Raw genomic sequence first — 20,686 nt, 5'->3', positions numbered from 1 at the left:
ACAAACCGCAAGCGGCAAAAGGCCAGAGCGGTGCGAAAACGCCAGGCCACAATCAAACCCAGATTTCACGCGCGCGCGGGATGCGCAACGCCTGGCCAATGCCAAGCTGCGGCGGCTGGCAGCAAACACTTGGCGGCAGGGCCAAGCCTCTCTAGCCTGCCAGCCGGATCAAACACATCGGTTCAATCAGGGGGTAATGCACGGGCCATGGATATTGCGGGTTATGTGTCGAAAATCCGTGGTCTGTATGCCAGCGGCCAGACAACCGAACACAGCTTCCGCCCTGCGCTGTCCGATCTGTTTGGCTCCATCGATCCTGATGTGAAAGTCATCAACGAGCCGCGCCGCGTGGCGGTGGGCGCGCCCGATTTCGTGTTTACCCGCCGGGGGATTTCCATCGGCTGGGTGGAGGCAAAGGATATCGACAAGGATATCCGCAAATTCGCCGCCACCGATTACAGCCGCGAACAAAAGGCCCGCTATGCCAAGGGCCTGCCCAACCTGATCTATACCAACGGGCGGGATTTCGAATTCCTGCGGGGTGGCGATGCGGTGGCCTTTGTCTCCATTGCCGATCTGGCCCCCGGCCTTCCGGCGCATCCGACCCGCTTTGCCGAACTGGAAAACCTGCTGCGCGACTTTGCGCGCGAAACCCCGGCCAGCATCACCACGGCCAGGCAACTGGCCCAGATGATGGCGGGCAAGGCCATGCTGATCAAGGATATCATGGGCCGCGCACTGGTGGCCGATCTTGCAAAGGAAACCGCCACCGAGTTGACCGGCCAGTATGAGGCGTTCCGCGCCAATCTGATCCACGATATCAGCGTGGCCGAATTTGCCGATATCTATGCCGAAACCATCGCCTATGGCCTGTTTGCCGCACGGCTGCATGATGACAGTCTGGACAGCTTTTCCCGGCAAGAGGCGCTGGAACTGTTGCCCCGGTCAAACCCGTTCCTGCGATCACTGTTCGGTTATATTGCGGGCGTTGATCTGGATGACCGCATCCGCTGGGTTATCGATGAACTGTGCGAGGTGTTCCGCGCCGCAGACCTGAAGGAAATCCTGAAGGACTTTGGCAAGTTCACCGCGCGCAATGATCCCTTCCTGCATTTCTACGAAACCTTCCTGGCCGAATACAACCCGGCCAAGCGCAAGGCGCGCGGCGTCTGGTATACGCCCGAACCCGTGGTGAATTTCATCGTGCGCGCGGTGGACAAGGTGCTGCAAAGCGAATTTGGCCTGGCGGACGGCCTTGCCGATACCAGCCGCATCACGGTGGATTGGGATACCGGGCAGACCGATGCCAAGGGCAGGCCCGCCACCATAAGGAAAGAGGTTCACCGGGTGCAGGTGCTGGACCCGGCAACGGGCACGGGCACCTTTCTGGCCGAAGTCATCAAGCTGGTGGCGGGCCGGGTGCAGGGCGTCGCACCGGGCAACTGGTCTGCCTATGTGGAGGAAAACCTGATCCCGCGCCTGCACGGGTTCGAACTGCTGATGGCCAGCTATGCCATGTGCCACATGAAGCTGGACATGATCCTGACCGAATTGGGATACCGGCCATCGGGCAATCCGCCGCGCCTTGGCGTTTACCTGACCAACAGCCTGGAGGAAGGCGAGCGGGTGGAACAGACGCTGTTCGGCCTGTCGCTCGCCATGGCGAACGAGGCGAAGGCGGCCAGCGATATCAAGCGCCAGACGCCGATCATGTGCGTGATCGGCAACCCGCCCTATTCGGGCCATTCATCCAACAAGGGCGCTTGGATTGAAGGGCTGATGGCCGACTACAAGGTTAGCCCCGAACTGAAGCGCCCGGCGCAAGCCAAATGGCTATCGGATGACTATGTGAAGTTCATCCGGCTTGCCGAACACATGATCGCCAAGACGGGCGAGGGCGTGCTGGGGTTCATCACCAATCACGGATATCTCGATAACCCCACCTTTCTGGATATGCGCAATCATTTGCGGGAAACTTTTGACCGTATCCATGTGCTGGATCTGCACGGCAATTCCAAGAAAAAGGAAGTCGCGCCTGATGGATCGGCGGACAAGAATGTGTTCGATATCATGCAGGGCGTGGCGATCATTATCGCGGTGAAACGCAAGGCCACCGACAAGGGCGAAAAGAAGCTAGCCGAAGTGTTTCATGGCGATCTGTGGGGCAACCGCGATGCCAAATATGCTGCGCTGTGGGAGGGCGAGGCCGCTTCCCTGATTGCCGAAAATGTTTCGCCGGTTACCCCGCCTTGGCGTTTCAAGCCTTCCGACAAGGCTTTGGAGGCTCGCTATGGGGCCGGCTTTTCGGTGGCCGATCTCTTTTCACCCAACGGCAGACCTGCCCCCGGCATTGTCACAACCCATGATGAATTTGCGATCTCCTGGAGCGCAGCGGAAGCGGCTGAGAAAGTGGAACGCCTGCTGGCAACTAAAACCGAATTGGAGGCCCGCCAGCTTTTTCGTCTATGTTCGCAAAACCAATGGAATTATAATGCAGCGAAAGCAGCTTTGGCTGATGAAGATTGGCGAAAAGAGATAACGCCGATTATCTACAGGCCATTTGATGTTCGTTATACAGTATATAATCCTCATGTGGCCGTTCATAGACGCGACCGCGCGATGAGGCATTTGTTCAACCAATCAAACTTTGATCTGATGATTACAGGACAAACCAAGGACGAGGTGGGTGGCCTAGTTTCTTCTTCCGTTGCTGGACACAAGGCATTCAGCGGCTTCGATATCACCTATAATATGCCCCTCTACCTCTACCCGGCAGAGGATGAGCTGGATCAATCCATCCGCATCAATTTCGAACCCAAGCTTTACGCCAAAATCCGGGAAGCAGCGGGGCTTTCCGGGGTATCGCCTGCGCCCGATGGCTCCGATGCCTTCCGCCGCGCCACGGGCGACGCGCGCCCGCATGAAGTGCAGGTGTTCGATTACATCTATGGCGTGCTGCATTGCCCGGCCTATCGCGAAACCTACCGCGAATTCCTGAAAGTGGATTTCCCCCGCGTCCCCTTCCCGCCTTCGCCACAAGTGTTCCGCACCATCAGCGCACAAGGGGAGGCGCTGCGCCGCCTGCACCTGATGGAAGCCCCCGCCATTGGCGACACGCCCTTCCCCTTCATGGGCACAGGGCCGGATGGACAGGATTGCGTGGTGGACAAGCCGCGCTTTGAAGGCGGGCCGGAAGGCGGACGCGTCTACATCAACGGCAAGGATGGCGAAGGCCAGTATTTCGATGGCGTGCCAGCCGTGGTCTGGGGCTTCCACATCGGCGGATACCAGCCCGCGCAGAAATGGCTGAAAGACCGCAAGGGCCGCACCCTGTCCTATGACGATATCCGCCACTACCAGCGGATCATCAAAATCCTGTCAGAGACAGACCGGATCATGGCCGAAATAGACCTGCCGCTGGAATGAGCGAATGGTCGGCCCTGTCCGGGTGGTGGCGGGGGCGCCCTTCCAGCCTGCCATGCAATTCCCGCCCGCTGTGCGCCGCGTGGTGATCGGGGCGGACGATGATCGGGCGGGCGCGGCCAGCGCAGCCGAAGCCGCCCAAATCATTGGCATGGAAGGCGGCGACACAGGCGCGGAAATCGGCTTCGGTCAGCATCGCGCGTTGCTCCCCACCGGCATATTGTCGATCAGCCGCGTGCCGCCAATCCGCGCCGCGACAAGCAGGCGGGCAGGGGAGCCGGTCAGCGCAGCAAGCGGCGCCAGGCTCTCCGCATCGGCGAGAGCGGCGTAATCCACACTGGCAAAGCCCGCCGCGAGCAAGGCGGTGTCCAGATCGGCCAGCACAGCGGACACTTCGCCACCGCCTTCGATCTGCGCAATTGCCTGCCGCATCAGCCCATTGAGGCGGCCCGCCACGCGGCGCTCGGCGGCGGAAAGATAGGCGTTGCGGCTGGAAAGGGCGAGGCCATCCTCCTCCCGCACGATTGGCGCTCCCACGATGTTTTCCACGCAAGGTGAAGTTAGGTTGAGGTCTTGCGCCATGCGGCGGATAACCGCCAATTGCTGCCAATCCTTCTCACCGAAAACCGCGAAATCGGGCTGCACCTGGTTGAACAGTTTCAGGACCACGGTCGCAACGCCTGCGAAATGGCCGGGCCGGGCCGCGCCGCAATAGCCTTCGCTCACCCCGCCCACTTCCACGCTGGTGGCAAAGCCTTGCGGATACATCTCGGCCGCTTGCGGGGCCCAGATCAGCGCCGCGCCCTCCGCCTCCAGCAGCGCCTCGTCGGCTGCGAGCCTGCGGGGATAGCGCCCCAGATCCTCGTTCGGCCCAAACTGCGTGGGGTTGACGAAGATCGATACCACCACGTGATCGGCCAATTCGCGTGCGCGGCGCACCAGCGCCAAATGGCCTTCGTGCAGCGCGCCCATGGTGGGCACCAGCGCAATACGGCCGCTCTGCCGCAGGTCTTCCACAGCTTGCTTGAGGGTGTTCAGGCTGTTGACGGTTTGCACGCAGGCTTCCCTCGGATAGTATGGACGCTCGGGGGAACTCCCCTAGACCTGTCCTCCTGCCAGAGAAAGCCTGCTTTGCCGTGACCGCTGCCCAGCCATTCCGCATCGTCTTCGCCAATGAAAAGGGCGGGACGGGCAAATCGACCACCGCCGTCCATGTGGCGGTGGCGCTTGCCTATCAGGGCGCGCGTGTGGCGGCGATCGATCTCGACACGCGGCAGGCGACCATGCACCGCTATATCGAAAATCGCGTGGAGACCGCTGCGCGGCGCGGCATCGATCTGCCCGGGCCGGCGTGCGAGGTGTTTCGCGGCGAAACGGTGGAGGAGCTGGAGGCGCAGGCCGCGCGACTGGGCGAGGCGGCCGATTTCCTGATCTTTGACACGCCGGGACGCGACGATCCCTTTGCCCGCCATGTGGCGACCGAAGCGGACACGCTGGTCACGCCCATGAATGACAGCTTCGTCGATTTCGACCTGATCGGGCAGGTCGATGCGGAAAGCTTCAAGGTGCGGCGCCTGTCTTTCTATGCCGAACTGATCTGGGAGGCGCGGTTGAAGCGCAGCCGATCCACGATCGAGCAGAACCGGCGGCAGATGGATTGGGTGGTGGTGCGCAACCGCACCGGCCATACCGATGCGCGCAACCAGCGCCGTCTGGATGCCGCGCTGGGCGAACTTTCCAAGCGGGTGGGCTTTCGCGTGGCGCAGGGCCTGTCCGAACGCGTGATCTACCGCGAATTGTTCCCTTCGGGGCTGACCCTGCTCGACAAGGGGCATCTGGGCGAACTGGGCACCAGCCATCTGGTCGCCCGGCAGGAATTGCGCAGCCTGGTGGCAAGCCTTGCCTTGCCCATGCCCCAGACGAATGTGAGCCGTGCGCCCGCTGCCACCGCCGCGCCGCGACTGGCGCTGGCGGATAGCGGTGCGAGCTGAGCGCGGTGTTTCTGCGCATTCTTATTCTCGCCGGTGTCCTGTGCCTGGGCTACAAGCTGCTGGCGGGGCGCTGGCCCTGGGAACGCAAGCAATCGCTGCGGCAACAGGCGTTGCAACGCGCGCGCCGCCTGCTGGGCGTGGACACGCAAGCCGGGCGCGAGGATATCATCGCCGCGCATCGCCGCCTCGTGGCGGTGGTGCATCCCGATCGCGGCGGCACGAATGAACAGATGCACGAAGCCAACGCCGCGCGCGACCTGTTGCTGGCCGAATTGCCGCCTGATCTGCCTTCTGACACAAAGCCCTGAATCTGCACTCATCTCCCCCGATTCCAAGGAGCATCCATGACGCACCAGTTCCACTCCACCGTCCTGCGCGAATACGATATTCGCGGCATTATCGGCGAAACGCTGGGCACGGAGGATGCCTATGCCATCGGCCGGGGTTTCGGCACGCTGATCGCGCGTGACGGGGGCAGGCTGGTGGCGGTGGGCTGGGACGGGCGCGTCTCCTCACCCATGCTGGCCGAAGCGCTGGTGAAGGGCCTGAACGAGGCCGGGGTGAATGTCCGGCGCGTGGGCATGGGACCAACCCCCATGCTGTATTACGCCGAAGCGTCAGCCGAAGATGTGGATGGCGGCATTCAGATAACCGGCAGCCACAATCCCGCCAATTACAACGGCTTCAAAATGGTATTTCGCGGGCGTCCGTTCTTCGGTGCGGACATCCAGACGCTGGGCCGGATGGCGGCGGCGGGCGATTGGGACAGCGGCACCGGGACGGCTGAGGATGTAGATATCCTCGATGCGTATATCGACCGGCTCCTCGCCCCGCTGGAGGGGATCGATCCGCAAGTCCTGTCCCGTCTGAAGGTGGGGTGGGATGCGGGCAATGGCGCTGCTGGCCCTGCGCTGGAGAAGCTGGCCGCGCGTCTGCCCGGCGAACATCACCTGCTGTTTACCGAAGTCGATGGCGAATTTCCCAATCATCATCCCGATCCTACTGTCGAGGCAAACCTTGAGGATTTGCGCGCGCTTGTCTCCGCAAAGTCCCTCGATTTCGGAGTTGCTTTTGACGGGGATGGCGACCGGATCGGCGCAATTGACGGCAAGGGCCGGGTGATCTGGGGCGACCAGTTGCTGATGATCTATGCCGAAGATCTGCTTGCCCGCCGCCCCGGCGCGACGATTATCGCCGATGTGAAGGCCAGCCGCGCGCTGTTCGATCATGTCGCGGCCTGCGGGGGGCAGCCGCTGATGTGGAAGACGGGCCACTCGCTGATTAAGTCCAAAATGAAGGAGGTTTCCTCACCTCTGGCCGGCGAGATGAGCGGCCATGTCTTTTTTGCGGACGAATATTACGGCTTTGACGATGCGCTTTATGCCGGTGTGCGGCTGATCGCCGCCTCGGCGCGGCTGGGCAAATCGGTCACCGAATTGCGCAGCGCGATGCCGCAAATGCTCAACACGCCCGAAATGCGCTTTCAGGTGGATGAAAGCCGCAAGTTTGCCGCCATCACCGAAGTCGCCGCACGGCTCGCCGCCAACGAATCTGGCAGCCCGGCCGAGGTCAACGATACCGATGGCGTGCGCGTGACCAACGAAGATGGCTGGTGGCTGCTGCGCGCCTCCAACACGCAGGATGTGCTGGTCGCCCGCGCGGAAAGCGACACGGCGGAAGGGCTGGAACGGCTGCTGGCGCAGATCGACGAGCAATTGGCGCTCTCCGGCCTCGAACGCGGGGAAAGCGTGGGGCACTAGGCTGCGCAAGACAGGTGGGCACAGGGGGACATGGAATGCGCAAGAGCCTGACGTGGGCCGCACCGCTGGCGCTGCTTCTTGCGCCTGCGGGCGCGGGCGCGCAGGACAGATGGAACGCCCAAATCCCGGTGGAGCGCGCCGATGAATATCCGGGCGGGAAGGGGGAATCGGGCGGCGACTGGCTGGGCGGGCTGATGCAGGCCTTCACCCCCGAACCGCTGACGCCAGAGCAGGAGGCGCGCCTGCCACTGGCCGCAGCCGTGGTGGCGCAGCTGTTCCCCGAAGGCAGCATGGGCCAGATGATGAGCAGCCTTGCCGATACGATCCTCACGCCCCTGCAGGACATGGCACCGTCCGGCGCGGCCCAGTATGTGGCACGGCGGCTGGGTATGGAAAGCTGGGATCTGGACCTGGACGAGGCGCAGGCCGAACGCGCCGCGAGCCTGCTTGACCCCGCCTGGCGTATCCGTTCCGAACGCGAGATGCAGATACTCCCGCAGATGATGCAGCGCGTGGTCGAGCGGATGGAGGCTCCGGTGCGCCGGGCCATGACGGAAATGTATGCGATCCGTTTCAGCGTAACCGAATTGACCGATATCGCCGCCTTTTTCGCCACGCCATCAGGCGCGGCCTTTGCCCGGCAATCGCAGGAAATGAGCTCTGATCCGCGCATGGCTTCGGCCAGTATGGCAGCCATCCCTGCGATGATGGGAAGTCTCACCGCCATGGAGGCAGAGATCGCCGCCGCCACGGCCGACCTGCCGGCGGAACGACGCTATTTCGACCTGCCCGAAGCTGACCGCAAACGGCTGGCGCAGATGGTGGGATTGAGCCGGGAGGAGCTGGACGAGCAGATGCTGTTCATCGATTCCGCCCATGGCGCGCAGGCCGACGAAGGCTGGTAGCGATGGTGGCAGATCGGCTGGCCGCCTATCTGGCGCGACTGGGTCTGGCCCACGTGCCGCCCGCCTCGGCAGCGGGTCTGGCCGAGGTGCAGGCTGCGCATCGGCAGGCAATCACCTTCGAAAATATCGACGTGTTGCGGGGCCAGACGCCTGCGATCGACAGCGACAGCGTTTTTGCAAAGCTGGTGGAGCGCGGGCGCGGCGGATATTGTTTTGAACAGAACCGGCTTTACGCCGATATGCTTGCCGCCTTGGGCATTGCCAACCGGCCCCTGCTCGCCCGTCCGCGCCTCGCCATGCCTGCGGACTTCATTGGCCCGCGCACCCATGTGCTGTTGCTGGCCGAGCTTGGGGGTCAGAAATGGCTGGCCGATGCGGGCTTTGGCGGCAGTTTCGTGCCGCCCATGCCGCTGGAGGATGGGGCGTCGGCCGAAACGCCCGATGGCGCACGCCACCGCTTGCGCCGGGCAGGCGAGCCGCATGGCGAATGGCTGCTCGAACGCAGCGGCCCGCGCACCACCACCGATGGCCGCGCGCGGGACACCGCCGAGTGGCAGGCGCAATACAGTTTCGATCTCGCGCCCGTCATGCCGATGGATCTGGAGCAGGCCAATCACTGGACAGCGACATGGCCACAGTCCCGCTTTCGCGCCGGGCTGGTGGTCAGCCTTGTATTGCCCGCCGGGTTTGCGGCGCTGACCGACCGAACGCTGTCGATCGGCAGCACGGCTGCGGTGGAAAAGCGCGAATTGGCAGGGGCGGAGGAGCTGCGCGCTGTGCTGGCGCAGAATTTCGGCCTTCACCTTTCGCTCGCAGAGATTGCGCAACTGGATCTGTTCGATCTTTGATCGCGGGGCGGTGCGCCCTATCTCTATGGCATGGCATCCTCGCCGCCTCTCCCGCCCGAAATCGCGCAATGGTTTGCCGCCAAGGGCTGGCGTCTGCGCCGCCATCAGGCCGAGATGCTGGCGGTGGCCGAGACCGGGCGGCACGCACTGCTGGTGGCGGATACCGGCGCGGGCAAGACGCTGGCGGGTTTCCTGCCCACTCTGGCGGCGTTCTGCCCGTCGGTTCTGGGGGATGGGCCACCGCCCGAAGGCCTGCACACGCTTTATGTCTCGCCGCTGAAGGCGCTGGCGCATGATGTGCAGCGCAATCTGCTCACCCCCGTGGCCGAAATGGGCCTCGCCCTGCGGGTGGAGGCGCGCAGCGGCGATACCCCGTCCGACCGCAAGAAGCGCCAGCGCGAAAAGCCGCCGCATATCCTGCTCACCACGCCGGAAAGCCTCTCGCTGCTGCTGTCCTACCCCGAAAGCTTCACGCTGTTTGCAGGGCTGAAACGCGTGGTGGTGGACGAGATTCACGCCTTCGCCACGCAGAAGCGCGGCGACCTGCTGGCGCTGGCGCTGGCGCGGTTGCAGGCCATTGCGCCCGATGTGCAGCGCGTGGGCCTTTCCGCCACGCTGGCCGATCCGGCAGGTTTTTGCGCATGGCTCGCCCCCTTTGGTGAAATCGACTCGGTCGCGCTGGTGGAAGGCGAGCCGGGCGCACCGGCTGAGGTGGAAATTGCCTTGCCCGAGGATGCGCGCGTGCCCTGGGGCGGCCATGCGGGGACATGGGCGATCCCGCAGCTGTACGCCCAGATCCGCGCCCACAAGACCACGCTGATCTTCACCAATACGCGCTTTCTGGCCGAATATATCTTCGAACACTTGTGGGACGCGAACGAGGACAAGCTGCCGATCGGCATCCACCACGGATCGCTGTCGGCCGAAGGGCGGCGCAAGGTGGAAGGCGCGATGGCGCGCGGGGAACTGCGGGCGCTGGTGTGCACCGCCAGCCTCGATTTGGGGGTAGACTGGGGCGATATCGATCTGGTGGTGCAGATGGGTGCACCCAAGGGCTCCAGCCGTCTCCTGCAACGCATCGGCCGCGCCAATCACCGGCTCGACCAGGCAAGCCGCGCGCTGCTGGTGCCGGGCAACCGGTTCGAATTCCTGGAAGCGCAGGCGGCCAAGGATGCGGTGGATGAAGGCCGGCGCGACGGGGAAGATTTCCGGCCCGGTGCGCTCGATGTGCTGGCGCAGCACGTGATGGCCTGCGCCTGCGCAGCGCCGTTTGACGAGGGTGGGCTGTTGGCCGAAGTGCGATCCTGCCTGCCCTATGCCTTTGTGGACGCGGCGGTGTGGAGCCGGGTGCTGAACTTCGTGGCGACAGGCGGCTATGCGCTGCAGGCCTATGACCGGTTCCGGCGCATCACCCGCGAAGCCGACGGCACATGGCGGCTGACGCATCCCGAAATGGCGGCGCGGCACCGCCTCAATGCCGGCATCATTGTCGATTCCGAAATGCTCAATGTCCGCTTCCGCAACGGCCGCGCGCTGGGGCGTGTGGAGGAACGCTTTGCCGCGGCGCTGTCACCGGGGGACACGTTCCGCTTTTCCGGCCTCAACCTCGAAGTCGAGCAATTGAAGGACATGGAGCTGATCGTGCGCGCCAGCGCAAAGGCGGCAGTGATCCCCTCCTATGGCGGTTTGCGCTTGCCGCTCACCACGCATCTGGCCGACCGGGTGCGCGCCCTGCTGGTCGATCGGGCAGGCTGGGCGCGCCTGCCCGATGAGGTGCGCGAATGGCTGGAGGTGCAGGATTGGCGCAGCCGGCTGCCGGGGCCGGACAATCTGCTGGTCGAGAGCTTCCCACATGGCGGGCGCGAATACACGGTCTATTACACCTTCGCCGGGTGGAATGCGAACCAGTCGCTGGGGATGCTCATTACCAAGCGGATGGAGGATGCGGGCCTGATGCCGGGCGGATTTGTCGCCAATGATTATTGCCTGGCGGTATGGGGGCGGCGGCAGGTGGCAGACCCCGCGCTGCTGCTCTCGCCCGCGATTTTGGCGGCAGAATTCGAAAGCTGGGTGGAAAACAGCTATCTGCTGCGCCGCGCGTTCCGCGAAGTGGCGGTGATTGGCGGGTTGGTTGAACGCCAGCAACCCGGCCGGAAGAAGTCCGGGCGACAGGTCACTTTCAGCACCGATCTGATCTACGATGTGCTGCGCAAATACGAGCCGGGTCATGTGCTGATCGAGGCGGCCTGGGCCGATGCGCGCGCGCGGCTGACCGATATGGCGCGGCTGGCCGATGTGCTGGAAGGGGCGGCGGCGCGGATCGTCCATGTCACGCTGGATCGGGTTAGCCCGCTGGCAGTGCCGGTGATGGTGATGATCGGCCGCGAGGCGGTGCCGCAGGGCGCAGGCGATGACGAGCTGTTGTTGGAAGCCGAGAGCCTGGCGGATGCGGCCATGCGGCTGGATTGATCCCCGACGTCACGGCCGCATCCGCGAAAGGGGGGCGCACGAAAAAGGGGGCCGGATCGCTCCGGCCCCCTCAATTCTGTCCGCCGAAGCGTTCCGGCTTATTCCTTGCCGAAGCTGCGGTAGCGTTCGTTGCCGACGAAGCCGAACTTGTTGATGCCTTCGTTCTTGATCACGTTAAGCACCTGAGCCGACAATTCGTAGCTTGCCTGTGCTTCCGGCTCGAACTGAAGCTCGGGTTCCACCGGGAAGTTCAGCGTCTGCTGCAACTGGTAGCGCAGCTCGGCAATCGAAATGGCATTCCCGTTCCAGAGGATCTGGTTTTCCGGCGTCAGCACCACCTTGTTCACCACCGGATCGGGCGGCGGAACATCGGTTGGCGGGCTCGGCGCCGGCAGATCGATATTGATGGCGTGGGTCGCCACGGGAATGGTGATGATGAACATGATGAGGAGCACGAGCATGACGTCGATCAGCGGCGTCGTGTTCATCTCCATCATCGGCTCGCCATCGTCCCGGCCGCCTGACATTGCCATGGGTTAGTCTCCTCGTATCCTGATCGATTTGGCGAGCGGCGATCAGCCGTTCGGATCGACCGGGTTGGAAATGAAGCCGACGGTGGGATAGCCCGCCGCCTGCACGTTGAAGATCGTGCCCGCCACACAACGCCAGGGCGCATTCACGTCACCGCGGATGTGCACCTGCGGGATCAGTTCGGGCTGCGCCATGATAGCTTCCGGCCCGCCCGCGCGTTGCACGATGGCATCCAGACGCTCGAACGCCTGCTGATACAGCTCGCTCGAATCGACCAGCGTGGTGTTGTTGAAATACACGCGGCAATCACCGTTGCGCGAGGCGCCGGTGAAAGCCGTGTTGATCGTGCTAGGGGTGCGCCCTGCTTCGTCGGTGGTGGTCACCGTGATCAGCAGGTTTTCGACCTTGTTGTCCGATTCGCGCGAAACGAGGATCGGCACACGCAGTTCTTCCACCGTCTGGATGGCAACCGGCACGGCGATCAGGAAGATGATCAACAGCACCAGCATCACGTCCACCAGCGGGGTGGTGTTGATGTCGGACATTGGCGCGTCGGCGCCGTCTCCACCCATCGAAATGGCCATGTTTCTCGTCCTATCTCAAATAAATCTGCAAGGTGGCGGGTGCCGCCTGGCACCCGCCGTCATGTTTGCAGGAGAGGATCAGGCCTTCGGCGCCGGCTTGGCCGGAGCGGCGGGCTTGGCAGCCGCGGCCGGCAGGGCCGGCTTCACTGCGCCGTTCGAGGCGAGGTTGGCCAGCAGTTCGGTCGAGAAGCCCGACAGCATCGCTGCGATCTTCTTGTTGCGGCTCTGCAGGTAGTTATAGGCGAACACCGCAGGCACGGCCACCAGCAGACCGATGGCGGTCATGATGAGCGCTTCACCCACAGGGCCGGCGACCTTGTCGATCGAGGCCGAGCCGGCGATGCCGATGTTGATCAGCGCGCGGTAGATCCCGATCACGGTGCCGAGCAGACCCACGAACGGCGCGGTCGCACCGGTGGTGGCGAGGAAGGGCAGGCCGCTCGACAGCTTGGCGTTGATCGCGGCTTCGGAACGCGCCAGCGTGCCGTGCAGCCAGTCATGCGCTTCGAGGCTGTCGGTCATGTTCTTGTGCTCGGATTCGGCGGCGAGGGCATCATCCACCAGCTGGCGCCAGGCGCTGTCCTTCTCCAGCTTGGTTGCGCCTTCGGACAGCGAACCGGCACGCCAGAAAGCGGCGCGGCTGTTGCTGTACTGCTTCATCACCTTGTTCTGTTCGAAATACTTGGTGAACAGGATGTAGAACGAGCCAACCGACTGGATGACCAGCACGCCCAGAATCGACCAGGCGACGGGGCCACCCTGTTCCATGGCTTCCATGAAGCCGAACTGGTTCTGCGGAGCTGCATCGGCAGCGGCGGCGAGAAGTTCAATAAACATGCGAAAAGTCCTCTCTGTATGAGATGAATCTGAACCGGAAAATCAGTTGCCGAGCTGGTACACGATCGTGATCGAGTGCCGGCCGGTTGTGGGGTTGCCCGCATCATCCAGCGCCGGAGTGTAGCGCGCGTAACGCTGCATCCCTTCGCAAGCTGCCGTGTCCAGAATGTCCGAACCGCTGGAATTGGAAACCGTGCACTGCGTCACGCGGCCATCCGGGCCGACGACGACAGTTACGCCGACATTGCCCTGGATTTCCTGACGCACGGCGCGTGCGGGATAGTTGTCCTGGATGCGGCGCGCCCAGCGGCTTTGCCCATCCGGCTGCGCAGGACGTGCCCGCGAAGGCGGCGGCGGCGGCGGCGGAGCAGCAGGCGGCGCGGGCGGTGCCGGCGGCGGCACGATCACGGCCGGCGGCGCAGGCGGAGGAATATTCTCCTGCGTGCGGATCGGCGGCGGTGCCGGTGCAATACTGATCGGCGGTGCCGGTGCCACTGGCGGCGGCGGCGCGGTTTCGTCCGGCGGCGGTGGCGGGGGTTCCTCCACTTCCGGCTCCGGTTCCTTCACATCCACGGTGGTCACGCGCTCGACAACTTCCTTTACCGCCGAAATGGCGAGGCCGCTGATAAGCAGGTAACCAACTGCAATGTGGATGAGGGCAACGATGATAATCGATATGATTCGACTACCGCTCATTTCTTGGTCAGCGTAAGCCATCCAGTCCCATCACTCCATTTCCATTCGCCGGGTCCAGGCCCGGCCAGAGCAGCATTCCACAACCCGATCGGGGTTCGCCTGCCGCAGCGAAATTTTACTACTCCAGAAAACTCGGCCCGAACCTGTTCGGAGCGCGCGTTGCTTCAAGAGCGGTAAGGAACGAGAGGACATACGCATTTTGCCCACCCCGCCCAGGAAGCGCCCTTGTTTTGTTATGGGTGCGCCATCCATTCGGCCCGGGTCTTAACGGCACCTTACCCCATGGGCAATCGCTTTCATGGCGTGCAGGCGGAGTTCAGCAAGGATTCAGCCGTTAACGGAGGGTTTAAAGACAGTTTTTGTCGCAAAACCGCCAAATCGCGTCCTATATGGGGCAAGGAACGGGCAGTTCCCTCCATTGGCGGGGCCTGTTTTTGGCACAAGGATGGCTTGATGATGCGAATCTCTCGCAAGGCGAATCTTCTGGCGGTCGCGGGAATCGCGCTGGCGCTGACGGCGGCAACAGGGCCCGCGGCCACGCCCGTACAGGCGCAGGCGGCAGCGACACTTCCTTCCCCGTTCCGCAGCGGCCCCCTGCCTGCTGCAGATCTCACCTATGTCGACCTGGTCGAACTGGGGCAGGCGGCCGAACTGGTGATGCGCGTCGAGGTGCGCAAGCAAAGCAATATCCGCCCGGCCAATGCGCCGGGGCTGGCGCCGGGCATGGCGCGCCTGCTGGTGGAAGCCGACACGCAGGCGCTCATCGCGGGGCCGGGGCCGGTGGGCGCGCGGCACAGTTTTCTGGTCGATCTGCCGCTGAACGAACGCGGCCGCCGCCCCAATCTGAAGCGCGAGACCGTGGTGGTCTTCGCCCGCCGCGTGCCCAACCGTCCGGGGCAGATCCAGCTGGTGGGGCCGCAGGCGATCCAGCCCGCCGATCCGCTGCTGGAAGCGCGCGTGCGCGAGGTCATGACACAGCTGGTTCAGGGTGACCGGCCACCCGTCATCACCGGGGTGAAAGAGGTGATGAGCGTGCCGGGCAATCTGGCGGGCGAATCGGAAACGCAGATCTTCCTCGAAACGCGCAGCGGTGCGCCTGTCTCGCTGTCGATCGTGCGGCGACCGGGGATGGCGCCTGAATGGGGCGTGTCCTGGACCGAGATCGTCGACCAGTCCGCCCGCCCGCCGCGCGCGGAAACGCTGCAATGGTATGCGCTGGCCTGCTTCCTGCCGCCCGAATTGCCCGCCGACGCCTTTTTGCAGCGCGATCCCGATTCGCGGGCGCGGGCGCGGGCCGATTACGCGTTGGTGCGCGAGCGGGTCGGCCCCTGCGCGCGCAGCGGGGATTAGGCGCGGCTGGCCCTAGCCAAGCGCACCTGTCCGCATTATCGGGCGCGGCCTAGGCCTTCACCACTCAGCTTGCGGAAATCCGGAAATGACCCACCCCTTGCGTATCGCTCTTGCCGGACTTGGCACCGTGGGGGCTGGCGTGATTCGCCTGCTTGATGCCAATGGCGGCCTGATCGCCGCGCGTGCGGGCCGGGCCATCGAAGTTGTGGCGGTGAGTGCGCGCAGCCGCGGCAAGGATCGCGGCATCGACCTGTCCGCCTATGCCTGGGAAGACGACATGACCGCGCTGGCCAAGCGGCCCGACGTGGATGTGGTGGTGGAGCTGGTCGGCGGATCGGATGGCCCCGCGCTCACTCTGGCGCGGCAGGCGCTGGGCGGCGGCAAGGCGCTGGTTACCGCGAACAAGGCGATGATCGCGCATCACGGGATGGAACTGGCCGCTCTGGCTGAACAGCACGGCCTTGCGCTCAAGTTCGAAGCGGCGGTCGCGGGCGGCATCCCGGTGATCAAGGGGCTGGGCGAGGGCGCAGCCGCCAACCGGATCGAGCGATTGTATGGCATCCTCAACGGCACCTGCAATTACATCCTGACGCAGATGGAATCGACCGGCGCGGATTTTGGCGGCGTGCTCAAGGCCGCACAGGATCTGGGTTATGCCGAGGCTGACCCCACCTTTGACGTCGAGGGCGTGGACGCGGCGCACAAGCTGGCGATTCTGGCGGCACTCGCCTTCGGCACGGCGGTGGATTTCGGTGCGGTGGACATTTCCGGCATCAGCCGCATCCGCGCCGCCGATATCGCGCAGGCCGATGCGCTGGGCCATGTGATTCGCCTTGTCGGACAGGCCGAAATGCAGACGGTGAAGGGCGAGCATCGCCTGTTCCAGCGCGTGCAACCGGTGCTGGTGGCAAAGGATCACCCGCTCGCCGCGGTGGACGGCCCCACCAATGCCGTGGTGGCCGAAGGCAATTTCGTGGGCCGCCTGCTGTTCCAGGGGCGCGGTGCGGGCGATGGCCCCACGGCCAGCGCCGTCGTGGCTGACCTCATCGACATTGCGCGCGGCAATGCGGTGCCCGCGTTCTCGCTGCCCGTGGCCATGCTGGAAGAGGCACCTGCCGCTGATCCCGGCAACCGGCTGGGGCGGCACTATATGCGCTTTACCGTGGCCGATCGGCCCGGCGTGCTGGCCGAGATTACCGCCGCAATGCGCGATGCGGGCGTGTCGATCGAGAGCATGATCCAGCATGGCCACCCGCTCGACGGGCTGGACCCGGTGCTGGTGGCGATTGTCAGCCATGAAGGGCCGGAAAGCGCGGTGGCGGCAGCGATGCGCCTGCTCGAAGGCTCGCCCAGCCTTGCCGAACCGCCACTGGTGATGCCGCTGCTGGGTTAATCGGAGGCGGCTTCGCGCGCATCGGTTGGCCCGCCATAGCGCGCCGCATCCGATCCGGCTGGCGTTTCGGGGAAAGCGGAGAAGTCCACCATCACGGCAGGCGGCGGCACACTGCCCAGCATGATGCAGTTTTCGCGGCCCAGCGTGCGCAGGCAGGAATTGTCGAATTCGGGCGGGCGCGGCGCGCCGCTGCCGGTGACATCGGTATCCGCCTGCACCGGGCGCGCGAAGGTATAGCGCTCCCCGCTTTCCCAGCGGCGGCAGACCACGATCACATCGGGATTGGCTTCGGCCTGCGCGCAAGGGTCCACTTCGGGCTCCGGCCTTGTGCTCCAGAGAGAACGGGCGTTTTCCAGCGCTTCCTCTGCCGTGATGGCGGGCGCGGCCTGCTGCGCGGCCAGGGGCGCGGCCAAGGGCACGGACAGAGCCCCAGCCAGCGCCGCAAGCACGGCGTAATGCGCCAATGATCTCGACATCGCTGCCACCCCGTCCTAATCCCGCCGGCAACCTCCCCTTGCCCGAGTGAATTGCCCGTGAACGATACCGCCACACTTGCCGCGACGACATCCCCGCTCGACCGGGTGCTGACGCTGGAAATGGTGCGAGTCACCGAAGCGGCGGCGATGGCGGCGGCGCGACAGGTGGGCCGGGGAGACGAGACGGCGGCCGATGACGCGGCGGTTAGGGCCATGCGCGCCGCGTTCGATCTTGTGCCGGTCGATGGCACAGTGGTGATCGGTGAAGGCGAGCGCGACCACGCACCCATGCTCTATATCGGGGAAAAGCTGGGCGCAGCGCAGGCCAGCGAAGGTCTGGCCGGGCCGGAAATCGACATTGCGGTCGATCCGCTGGAAGGCACCACCATCACCGCGAAGGCCGGGGCCAATGCACTGACCGTGCTGGCGATCGCGGGCAAGGGCTGCCTGCTCAAGGCGCCCGATGTCTATATGGAAAAGATCGCGGTCGGCCCCGGTTTTCCCGATGGAATCGTCAGCCTTGCCAAGACGCCAGAGGAAAACATCGCGGCGGTGGCCGCCGCCAAGGGCGTTGCACCCGACCAGCTGATGGTCAGCGTGCTTGACCGGCCGCGCCATGCTGATCTGATCGGCAAATTGCGGGAGCTGGGCTGCGGCATTCAATTGCTGGGCGATGGTGATATTGCCGGGGTGATTGCCACTGCTGATCCCGATGGCGGGATCGACCTCTACATGGGGTCGGGCGGCGCACCCGAAGGCGTGCTGGCGGCAGCGGCGCTGCGCTGCCTTGGCGGGCAGTTCGAAGGGCGGCTGATGTTCCGCACCGAGGCCGAGCGCCGCCGCGCGCATGAATGCGGCATTACCGATTTCGATCGCATCTACCGGCTGGAGGATCTGGCGCGCGGCGACTGCATCTTTGCGGCCACGGGCGTGACCGATGGCAGCCTGCTTGACGGGGTGCGCCACATTCGCCGCAAGGACGGGCGCCACGCGCTGTCCACCCACAGCGTGGTCATGCGCGCGTCCACCGGCACGATTCGCTGGATAAGGGGCGAACACGGTGTGCCGCAGGCGGGTTGAGCCTGCCTTTCCCCCGATCCGCCGCGCGCCCATGGTTTGCAATAATGTGACGCTGGGCTAGAGGCATGGCAACGATTCCGCCCCCATGCGTCATTACAGGTCTTGAACGCCCATGAAGATCATGTCCGGCAATGCCAATCTGCCGCTTGCCCGCGCCATTGCCGGCTATCTCGAAGTGCCGCTGACCGATGCCAGCGTGCGCCGCTTTGCGGACGAGGAAATCTTCGTCGAGATTCACGAGAATGTGCGTGGCGAGGATGTGTTCGTGGTGCAATCCACCAGCTATCCGGCGAACGACAATCTGATGGAATTGCTGATCTGCATCGACGCGCTCAAACGCGCCTCGGCCAAGCGGATCACGGCGGTGGTGCCCTATTTCGGGTACGGCCGGCAGGATCGCAAACCCGGCCCGCGCACGCCGATTTCGGCCAAGCTGGTGGCGAACCTCATCACGCAGGCGGGCGCCAACCGCGTGCTGGCGGTGGATCTGCACGCCGGCCAGATTCAGGGTTTCTTCGATATCCCCACCGACAACCTCTATGCAGCCCCCGTGATGGCGGCGGACATTCAGGCCCGTTACGGCGAGAACGATCTTATGGTCGTCTCCCCCGATGTGGGCGGCGTGGTGCGCGCCCGCGCGCTGGCCAAGCGGCTCGACAACGCCCCGCTGGCGATTGTGGACAAGCGCCGCGAGCGTCCGGGCGAGAGCGAGGTGATGAACATCATCGGCGAGGTGAAGGGGCGCAATTGCATCCTGATCGACGACATCATCGATTCGGGCGGCACTCTGTGCAACGCGGCCGAAGCGCTGCTGGAAGCGGGCGCGAAGAGCGTGGCGGCCTATATCACGCACGGCGTGCTGTCAGGCGGCGCGGTGGCGCGGATCGAGGGTTCGTGCATGAAGGAACTTGTGATTACCGACACCATCCTGCCGACCGAGGCGACGCGCACGTCCTCCAAGATCCGCGTGCTCACCATCGCCCCGCTGGTGGGCGAAGCGGTGCGTCGCATCGCGGACGAAAGCAGCGTGTCGAGCCTGTTCGACTGATCCGATGCGCGCGCTGGCTCCCCTCGTATTGCTCGCCGCTTCTGCGGCGCCTGCCCATGCCCAGCCCGCGATCCATCAGCCGCCTTTCGGCTCCAACCCCGTGTTTACCGAGGAAACCCACGCCGCGCCGGGGCATGAGCTGATCGTGGCCGATCTCCACCTGCCGCCCAATGCCGTGGGCGAGGCGCATTGGCATGAGTGGGAGGAATATCTCTACGTGCTGGGCGGCAGCGCGGTGCTCGATATTGACGGGATGGAGCCGCGCGAATTGGGGCCAGGCGAAAGCTTCGTCATTCCGCGCCGCACGGTGCACACGCCGCGCGCCGGGGCGGAAGGGATTCGCGCCATCGTTGTCCGTGTGCACGATGCGGGCGATCCGGTGAGCACGCCCGCGGCTGAGAGGATGCCGCCTCAATGAACCTCGCCGCCGAAATCGCGCTGGCGCACCGACTGGCCGACGCCGCGCGGGCCGAGATCCTGCCGCTGTTCCGCACGCCCGTTTCCAGCGAGGCGAAGGAGGATGCGACCCCCGTCACGCTGGCGGACCGCAACGCCGAAGAAGCGATGCGCCGCATCCTCAAGGCCGAAGTCCCGCAAGACGGCGTGTTTGGCGAAGAGTTTGGCGAGGAGAAGGGCCGTTCGGGGCGGCAATGGGTGCTCGACCCCATTGACGGCACCACCGCCTTTCTGGCCGGGCGCGCCACCTTCGGCACGCTGATCGCGCTGCTGGTGGATGGCTTTCCCGTGCTGGGCCTGATCGATCAGCCGGTGCTGAAGGAACGGTGGCTGGGCGTGGCCGGGCAGGGCACCACGCTGAACGGGCAGCCTGTGTCCGCGCGCGCCTGCCGCGACCTTTCGCGCGCCACCATCGCCACCACCGGCCCGCACTATTTCAGCCAGCAGGAAGGCGAAGTGTTCATGGCGCTGGCGGCCAAGACCGATCACAAGCGCATGGTGATGGGCGGCGATTGCTACAATTACGCCTGTCTTGCCAGCGGCCATATCGACATCGTGTGCGAAGCGGGGCTGAAGCTGCACGATTACGCCGCGCTGGTGCCCGTGGTGGAAGGCGCAGGCGGCATGATGTGCGACTGGAACGGCGAACCGCTGCACGATGCATCCGAAGGTCATGTGCTGGCGCTGGGCGATCCGGCGCGGCTTGAGGATGTGCTCGCCGCGATGAGCGGCAAGGACGCGCACGACGATCACGCGCACTGATCCGATCCGGCTTGCCTTTTGCGCGACCAACGCCTATCGGCCCCACCTTCACTGACACGTGATTCACCGCCGGTCTG

20 protein-coding genes are annotated in these 20,686 nt (G+C 64.6%); 13 read left to right on the top strand and 7 right to left on the bottom strand.

What is annotated here, in order from left to right:
- The first annotated feature begins 207 nt into the window (after nt 1–207).
- Nucleotides 208–3,426, top strand: a complete 3,219-nt coding sequence (locus tag WFP44_RS05995) for a type ISP restriction/modification enzyme (protein ID WP_336925507.1) — start codon at nt 208–210, stop codon at nt 3,424–3,426.
- Here WFP44_RS05995 and WFP44_RS05990 read toward each other — a convergent pair.
- On the bottom strand, nt 3,395–3,619 hold the full coding sequence (locus WFP44_RS05990; RefSeq protein WP_336925506.1) for a hypothetical protein: 225 nt from the start codon (nt 3,617–3,619) through the stop codon (nt 3,395–3,397). The genes WFP44_RS05995 and WFP44_RS05990 overlap by 32 nt on opposite strands.
- The gene (gene panC, locus WFP44_RS05985) at nt 3,613–4,479 is read right to left on the bottom strand and encodes a pantoate--beta-alanine ligase (protein WP_336925505.1); all 867 of its coding nucleotides are present in this window, start codon (nt 4,477–4,479) and stop codon (nt 3,613–3,615) included. Before panC ends, WFP44_RS05990 begins: the two co-directional genes overlap by 7 nt.
- Before the next feature lie 80 nt (nt 4,480–4,559).
- On the opposite strand from panC, the gene WFP44_RS05980 reads away from it, so the two are divergent.
- The 6 genes from WFP44_RS05980 to WFP44_RS05955 are packed head-to-tail and all read left to right on the top strand — an operon-like array spanning nt 4,560 to nt 11,396.
- The gene (locus WFP44_RS05980) at nt 4,560–5,414 is read left to right on the top strand and encodes a division plane positioning ATPase MipZ (protein WP_336925504.1); all 855 of its coding nucleotides are present in this window, start codon (nt 4,560–4,562) and stop codon (nt 5,412–5,414) included.
- A gap of 5 nt (nt 5,415–5,419) precedes the next feature.
- Nucleotides 5,420–5,722 carry a J domain-containing protein gene (locus WFP44_RS05975; RefSeq protein ID WP_336925502.1) on the top strand — a complete coding sequence of 101 codons (303 nt, stop codon included), beginning with the start codon at nt 5,420–5,422 and terminating at the stop codon, nt 5,720–5,722.
- A 36-nt stretch (nt 5,723–5,758) separates the two neighbouring features.
- On the top strand, nt 5,759–7,174 hold the full coding sequence (gene pgmG, locus WFP44_RS05970; RefSeq protein ID WP_336925501.1) for a phosphoglucomutase/phosphomannomutase PgmG: 1,416 nt from the start codon (nt 5,759–5,761) through the stop codon (nt 7,172–7,174).
- Between the two features lie 35 nt (nt 7,175–7,209).
- A complete protein-coding gene (locus WFP44_RS05965) occupies nt 7,210–8,079 on the top strand; it encodes a DUF2059 domain-containing protein (protein ID WP_336925500.1) in 870 nt (289 codons plus the stop codon).
- Between the two features lie 2 nt (nt 8,080–8,081).
- A complete protein-coding gene (locus WFP44_RS05960; protein WP_336925498.1) occupies nt 8,082–8,927 on the top strand; it encodes an arylamine N-acetyltransferase family protein in 846 nt (281 codons plus the stop codon).
- A 30-nt stretch (nt 8,928–8,957) separates the two neighbouring features.
- Entirely contained in the window at nt 8,958–11,396 is a 2,439-nt protein-coding gene (locus WFP44_RS05955; RefSeq protein WP_336925497.1) for a ligase-associated DNA damage response DEXH box helicase, read from the top strand.
- A 98-nt stretch (nt 11,397–11,494) separates the two neighbouring features.
- Here the strand turns inward: WFP44_RS05955 and WFP44_RS05950 are convergent, their stop codons facing one another.
- The 4 genes from WFP44_RS05950 to WFP44_RS05935 form a co-directional block, all read right to left on the bottom strand.
- Nucleotides 11,495–11,929, bottom strand: coding sequence for an ExbD/TolR family protein (locus WFP44_RS05950; RefSeq protein WP_336925495.1), 435 nt, complete (start codon nt 11,927–11,929; stop codon nt 11,495–11,497).
- Between the two features lie 42 nt (nt 11,930–11,971).
- Entirely contained in the window at nt 11,972–12,511 is a 540-nt protein-coding gene (locus WFP44_RS05945; protein WP_336925494.1) for an ExbD/TolR family protein, read from the bottom strand.
- A gap of 78 nt (nt 12,512–12,589) precedes the next feature.
- Entirely contained in the window at nt 12,590–13,348 is a 759-nt protein-coding gene (locus WFP44_RS05940) for a MotA/TolQ/ExbB proton channel family protein (RefSeq protein WP_336925493.1), read from the bottom strand.
- 42 nt (nt 13,349–13,390) lie between these two features.
- A complete protein-coding gene (locus WFP44_RS05935; protein WP_336925492.1) occupies nt 13,391–14,044 on the bottom strand; it encodes an energy transducer TonB in 654 nt (217 codons plus the stop codon).
- A 453-nt stretch (nt 14,045–14,497) separates the two neighbouring features.
- Between WFP44_RS05935 and WFP44_RS05930 the strand changes: the two genes are divergently transcribed.
- Nucleotides 14,498–15,394, top strand: coding sequence for a hypothetical protein (locus tag WFP44_RS05930; RefSeq protein WP_336925491.1), 897 nt, complete (start codon nt 14,498–14,500; stop codon nt 15,392–15,394).
- Nucleotides 15,395–15,479: 85 nt separating this feature from the next.
- Nucleotides 15,480–16,787, top strand: a complete 1,308-nt coding sequence (locus WFP44_RS05925) for a homoserine dehydrogenase (RefSeq protein ID WP_336925490.1) — start codon at nt 15,480–15,482, stop codon at nt 16,785–16,787.
- Here WFP44_RS05925 and WFP44_RS05920 read toward each other — a convergent pair.
- Nucleotides 16,784–17,263 carry a hypothetical protein gene (locus tag WFP44_RS05920; protein WP_336925489.1) on the bottom strand — a complete coding sequence of 160 codons (480 nt, stop codon included), beginning with the start codon at nt 17,261–17,263 and terminating at the stop codon, nt 16,784–16,786. The two genes, WFP44_RS05925 and WFP44_RS05920, sit on opposite strands and share 4 nt — an antisense overlap.
- A 57-nt stretch (nt 17,264–17,320) precedes the next feature.
- Here WFP44_RS05920 and glpX point away from each other — a divergent pair, with 57 nt between their 5' ends.
- The 4 genes from glpX to WFP44_RS05900 all read left to right on the top strand — a co-directional run bounded on the left by glpX (nt 17,321) and on the right by WFP44_RS05900 (nt 20,609).
- Complete coding sequence (gene glpX, locus WFP44_RS05915) at nt 17,321–18,343, top strand: class II fructose-bisphosphatase (RefSeq protein ID WP_336925488.1); 1,023 nt, start codon at nt 17,321–17,323, stop codon at nt 18,341–18,343.
- Nucleotides 18,344–18,455: 112 nt separating this feature from the next.
- Entirely contained in the window at nt 18,456–19,391 is a 936-nt protein-coding gene (locus tag WFP44_RS05910; protein ID WP_336925487.1) for a ribose-phosphate pyrophosphokinase, read from the top strand.
- A 28-nt stretch (nt 19,392–19,419) separates the two neighbouring features.
- Nucleotides 19,420–19,809, top strand: coding sequence for a cupin domain-containing protein (locus WFP44_RS05905; RefSeq protein WP_336925486.1), 390 nt, complete (start codon nt 19,420–19,422; stop codon nt 19,807–19,809).
- A complete protein-coding gene (locus WFP44_RS05900; protein ID WP_336925485.1) occupies nt 19,806–20,609 on the top strand; it encodes an inositol monophosphatase family protein in 804 nt (267 codons plus the stop codon). The genes WFP44_RS05905 and WFP44_RS05900 overlap by 4 nt, the downstream gene beginning before the upstream one ends.
- The last annotated feature ends 77 nt before the right edge of the window (nt 20,610–20,686 follow it).

Source organism: Alteraurantiacibacter palmitatis (assembly GCF_037154115.1).
GTDB lineage: Bacteria > Pseudomonadota > Alphaproteobacteria > Sphingomonadales > Sphingomonadaceae > Alteraurantiacibacter > Alteraurantiacibacter palmitatis.
Note: the sequence above shows the minus strand (reverse complement) of the source record. Positions and strands in the feature narration are given on the sequence as shown.

Excerpts from the sequence above, each read along its gene's own strand:
- pgmG (WP_336925501.1), top strand. The coding sequence starts at position 5,759 with ATGACGCACCAGTTCCACTCCACCGTCCTGCGCGAATACGATATTCGC.
- WFP44_RS05990 (WP_336925506.1), bottom strand. The coding sequence starts at position 3,619 with ATGCTGACCGAAGCCGATTTCCGCGCCTGTGTCGCCGCCTTCCATGCC.
- WFP44_RS05925 (WP_336925490.1), top strand. The coding sequence starts at position 15,480 with ATGACCCACCCCTTGCGTATCGCTCTTGCCGGACTTGGCACCGTGGGG.
- WFP44_RS05995 (WP_336925507.1), top strand. The coding sequence starts at position 208 with ATGGATATTGCGGGTTATGTGTCGAAAATCCGTGGTCTGTATGCCAGC.
- WFP44_RS05900 (WP_336925485.1), top strand. The coding sequence starts at position 19,806 with ATGAACCTCGCCGCCGAAATCGCGCTGGCGCACCGACTGGCCGACGCC.
- WFP44_RS05940 (WP_336925493.1), bottom strand. The coding sequence starts at position 13,348 with ATGTTTATTGAACTTCTCGCCGCCGCTGCCGATGCAGCTCCGCAGAAC.
- WFP44_RS05910 (WP_336925487.1), top strand. The coding sequence starts at position 18,456 with ATGAAGATCATGTCCGGCAATGCCAATCTGCCGCTTGCCCGCGCCATT.
- WFP44_RS05960 (WP_336925498.1), top strand. The coding sequence starts at position 8,082 with ATGGTGGCAGATCGGCTGGCCGCCTATCTGGCGCGACTGGGTCTGGCC.
- WFP44_RS05945 (WP_336925494.1), bottom strand. The coding sequence starts at position 12,511 with ATGGCCATTTCGATGGGTGGAGACGGCGCCGACGCGCCAATGTCCGAC.
- WFP44_RS05965 (WP_336925500.1), top strand. The coding sequence starts at position 7,210 with ATGCGCAAGAGCCTGACGTGGGCCGCACCGCTGGCGCTGCTTCTTGCG.
- WFP44_RS05920 (WP_336925489.1), bottom strand. The coding sequence starts at position 17,263 with ATGTCGAGATCATTGGCGCATTACGCCGTGCTTGCGGCGCTGGCTGGG.
- WFP44_RS05935 (WP_336925492.1), bottom strand. The coding sequence starts at position 14,044 with ATGAGCGGTAGTCGAATCATATCGATTATCATCGTTGCCCTCATCCAC.
- WFP44_RS05955 (WP_336925497.1), top strand. The coding sequence starts at position 8,958 with ATGGCATCCTCGCCGCCTCTCCCGCCCGAAATCGCGCAATGGTTTGCC.
- WFP44_RS05950 (WP_336925495.1), bottom strand. The coding sequence starts at position 11,929 with ATGGCAATGTCAGGCGGCCGGGACGATGGCGAGCCGATGATGGAGATG.
- WFP44_RS05930 (WP_336925491.1), top strand. The coding sequence starts at position 14,498 with ATGATGCGAATCTCTCGCAAGGCGAATCTTCTGGCGGTCGCGGGAATC.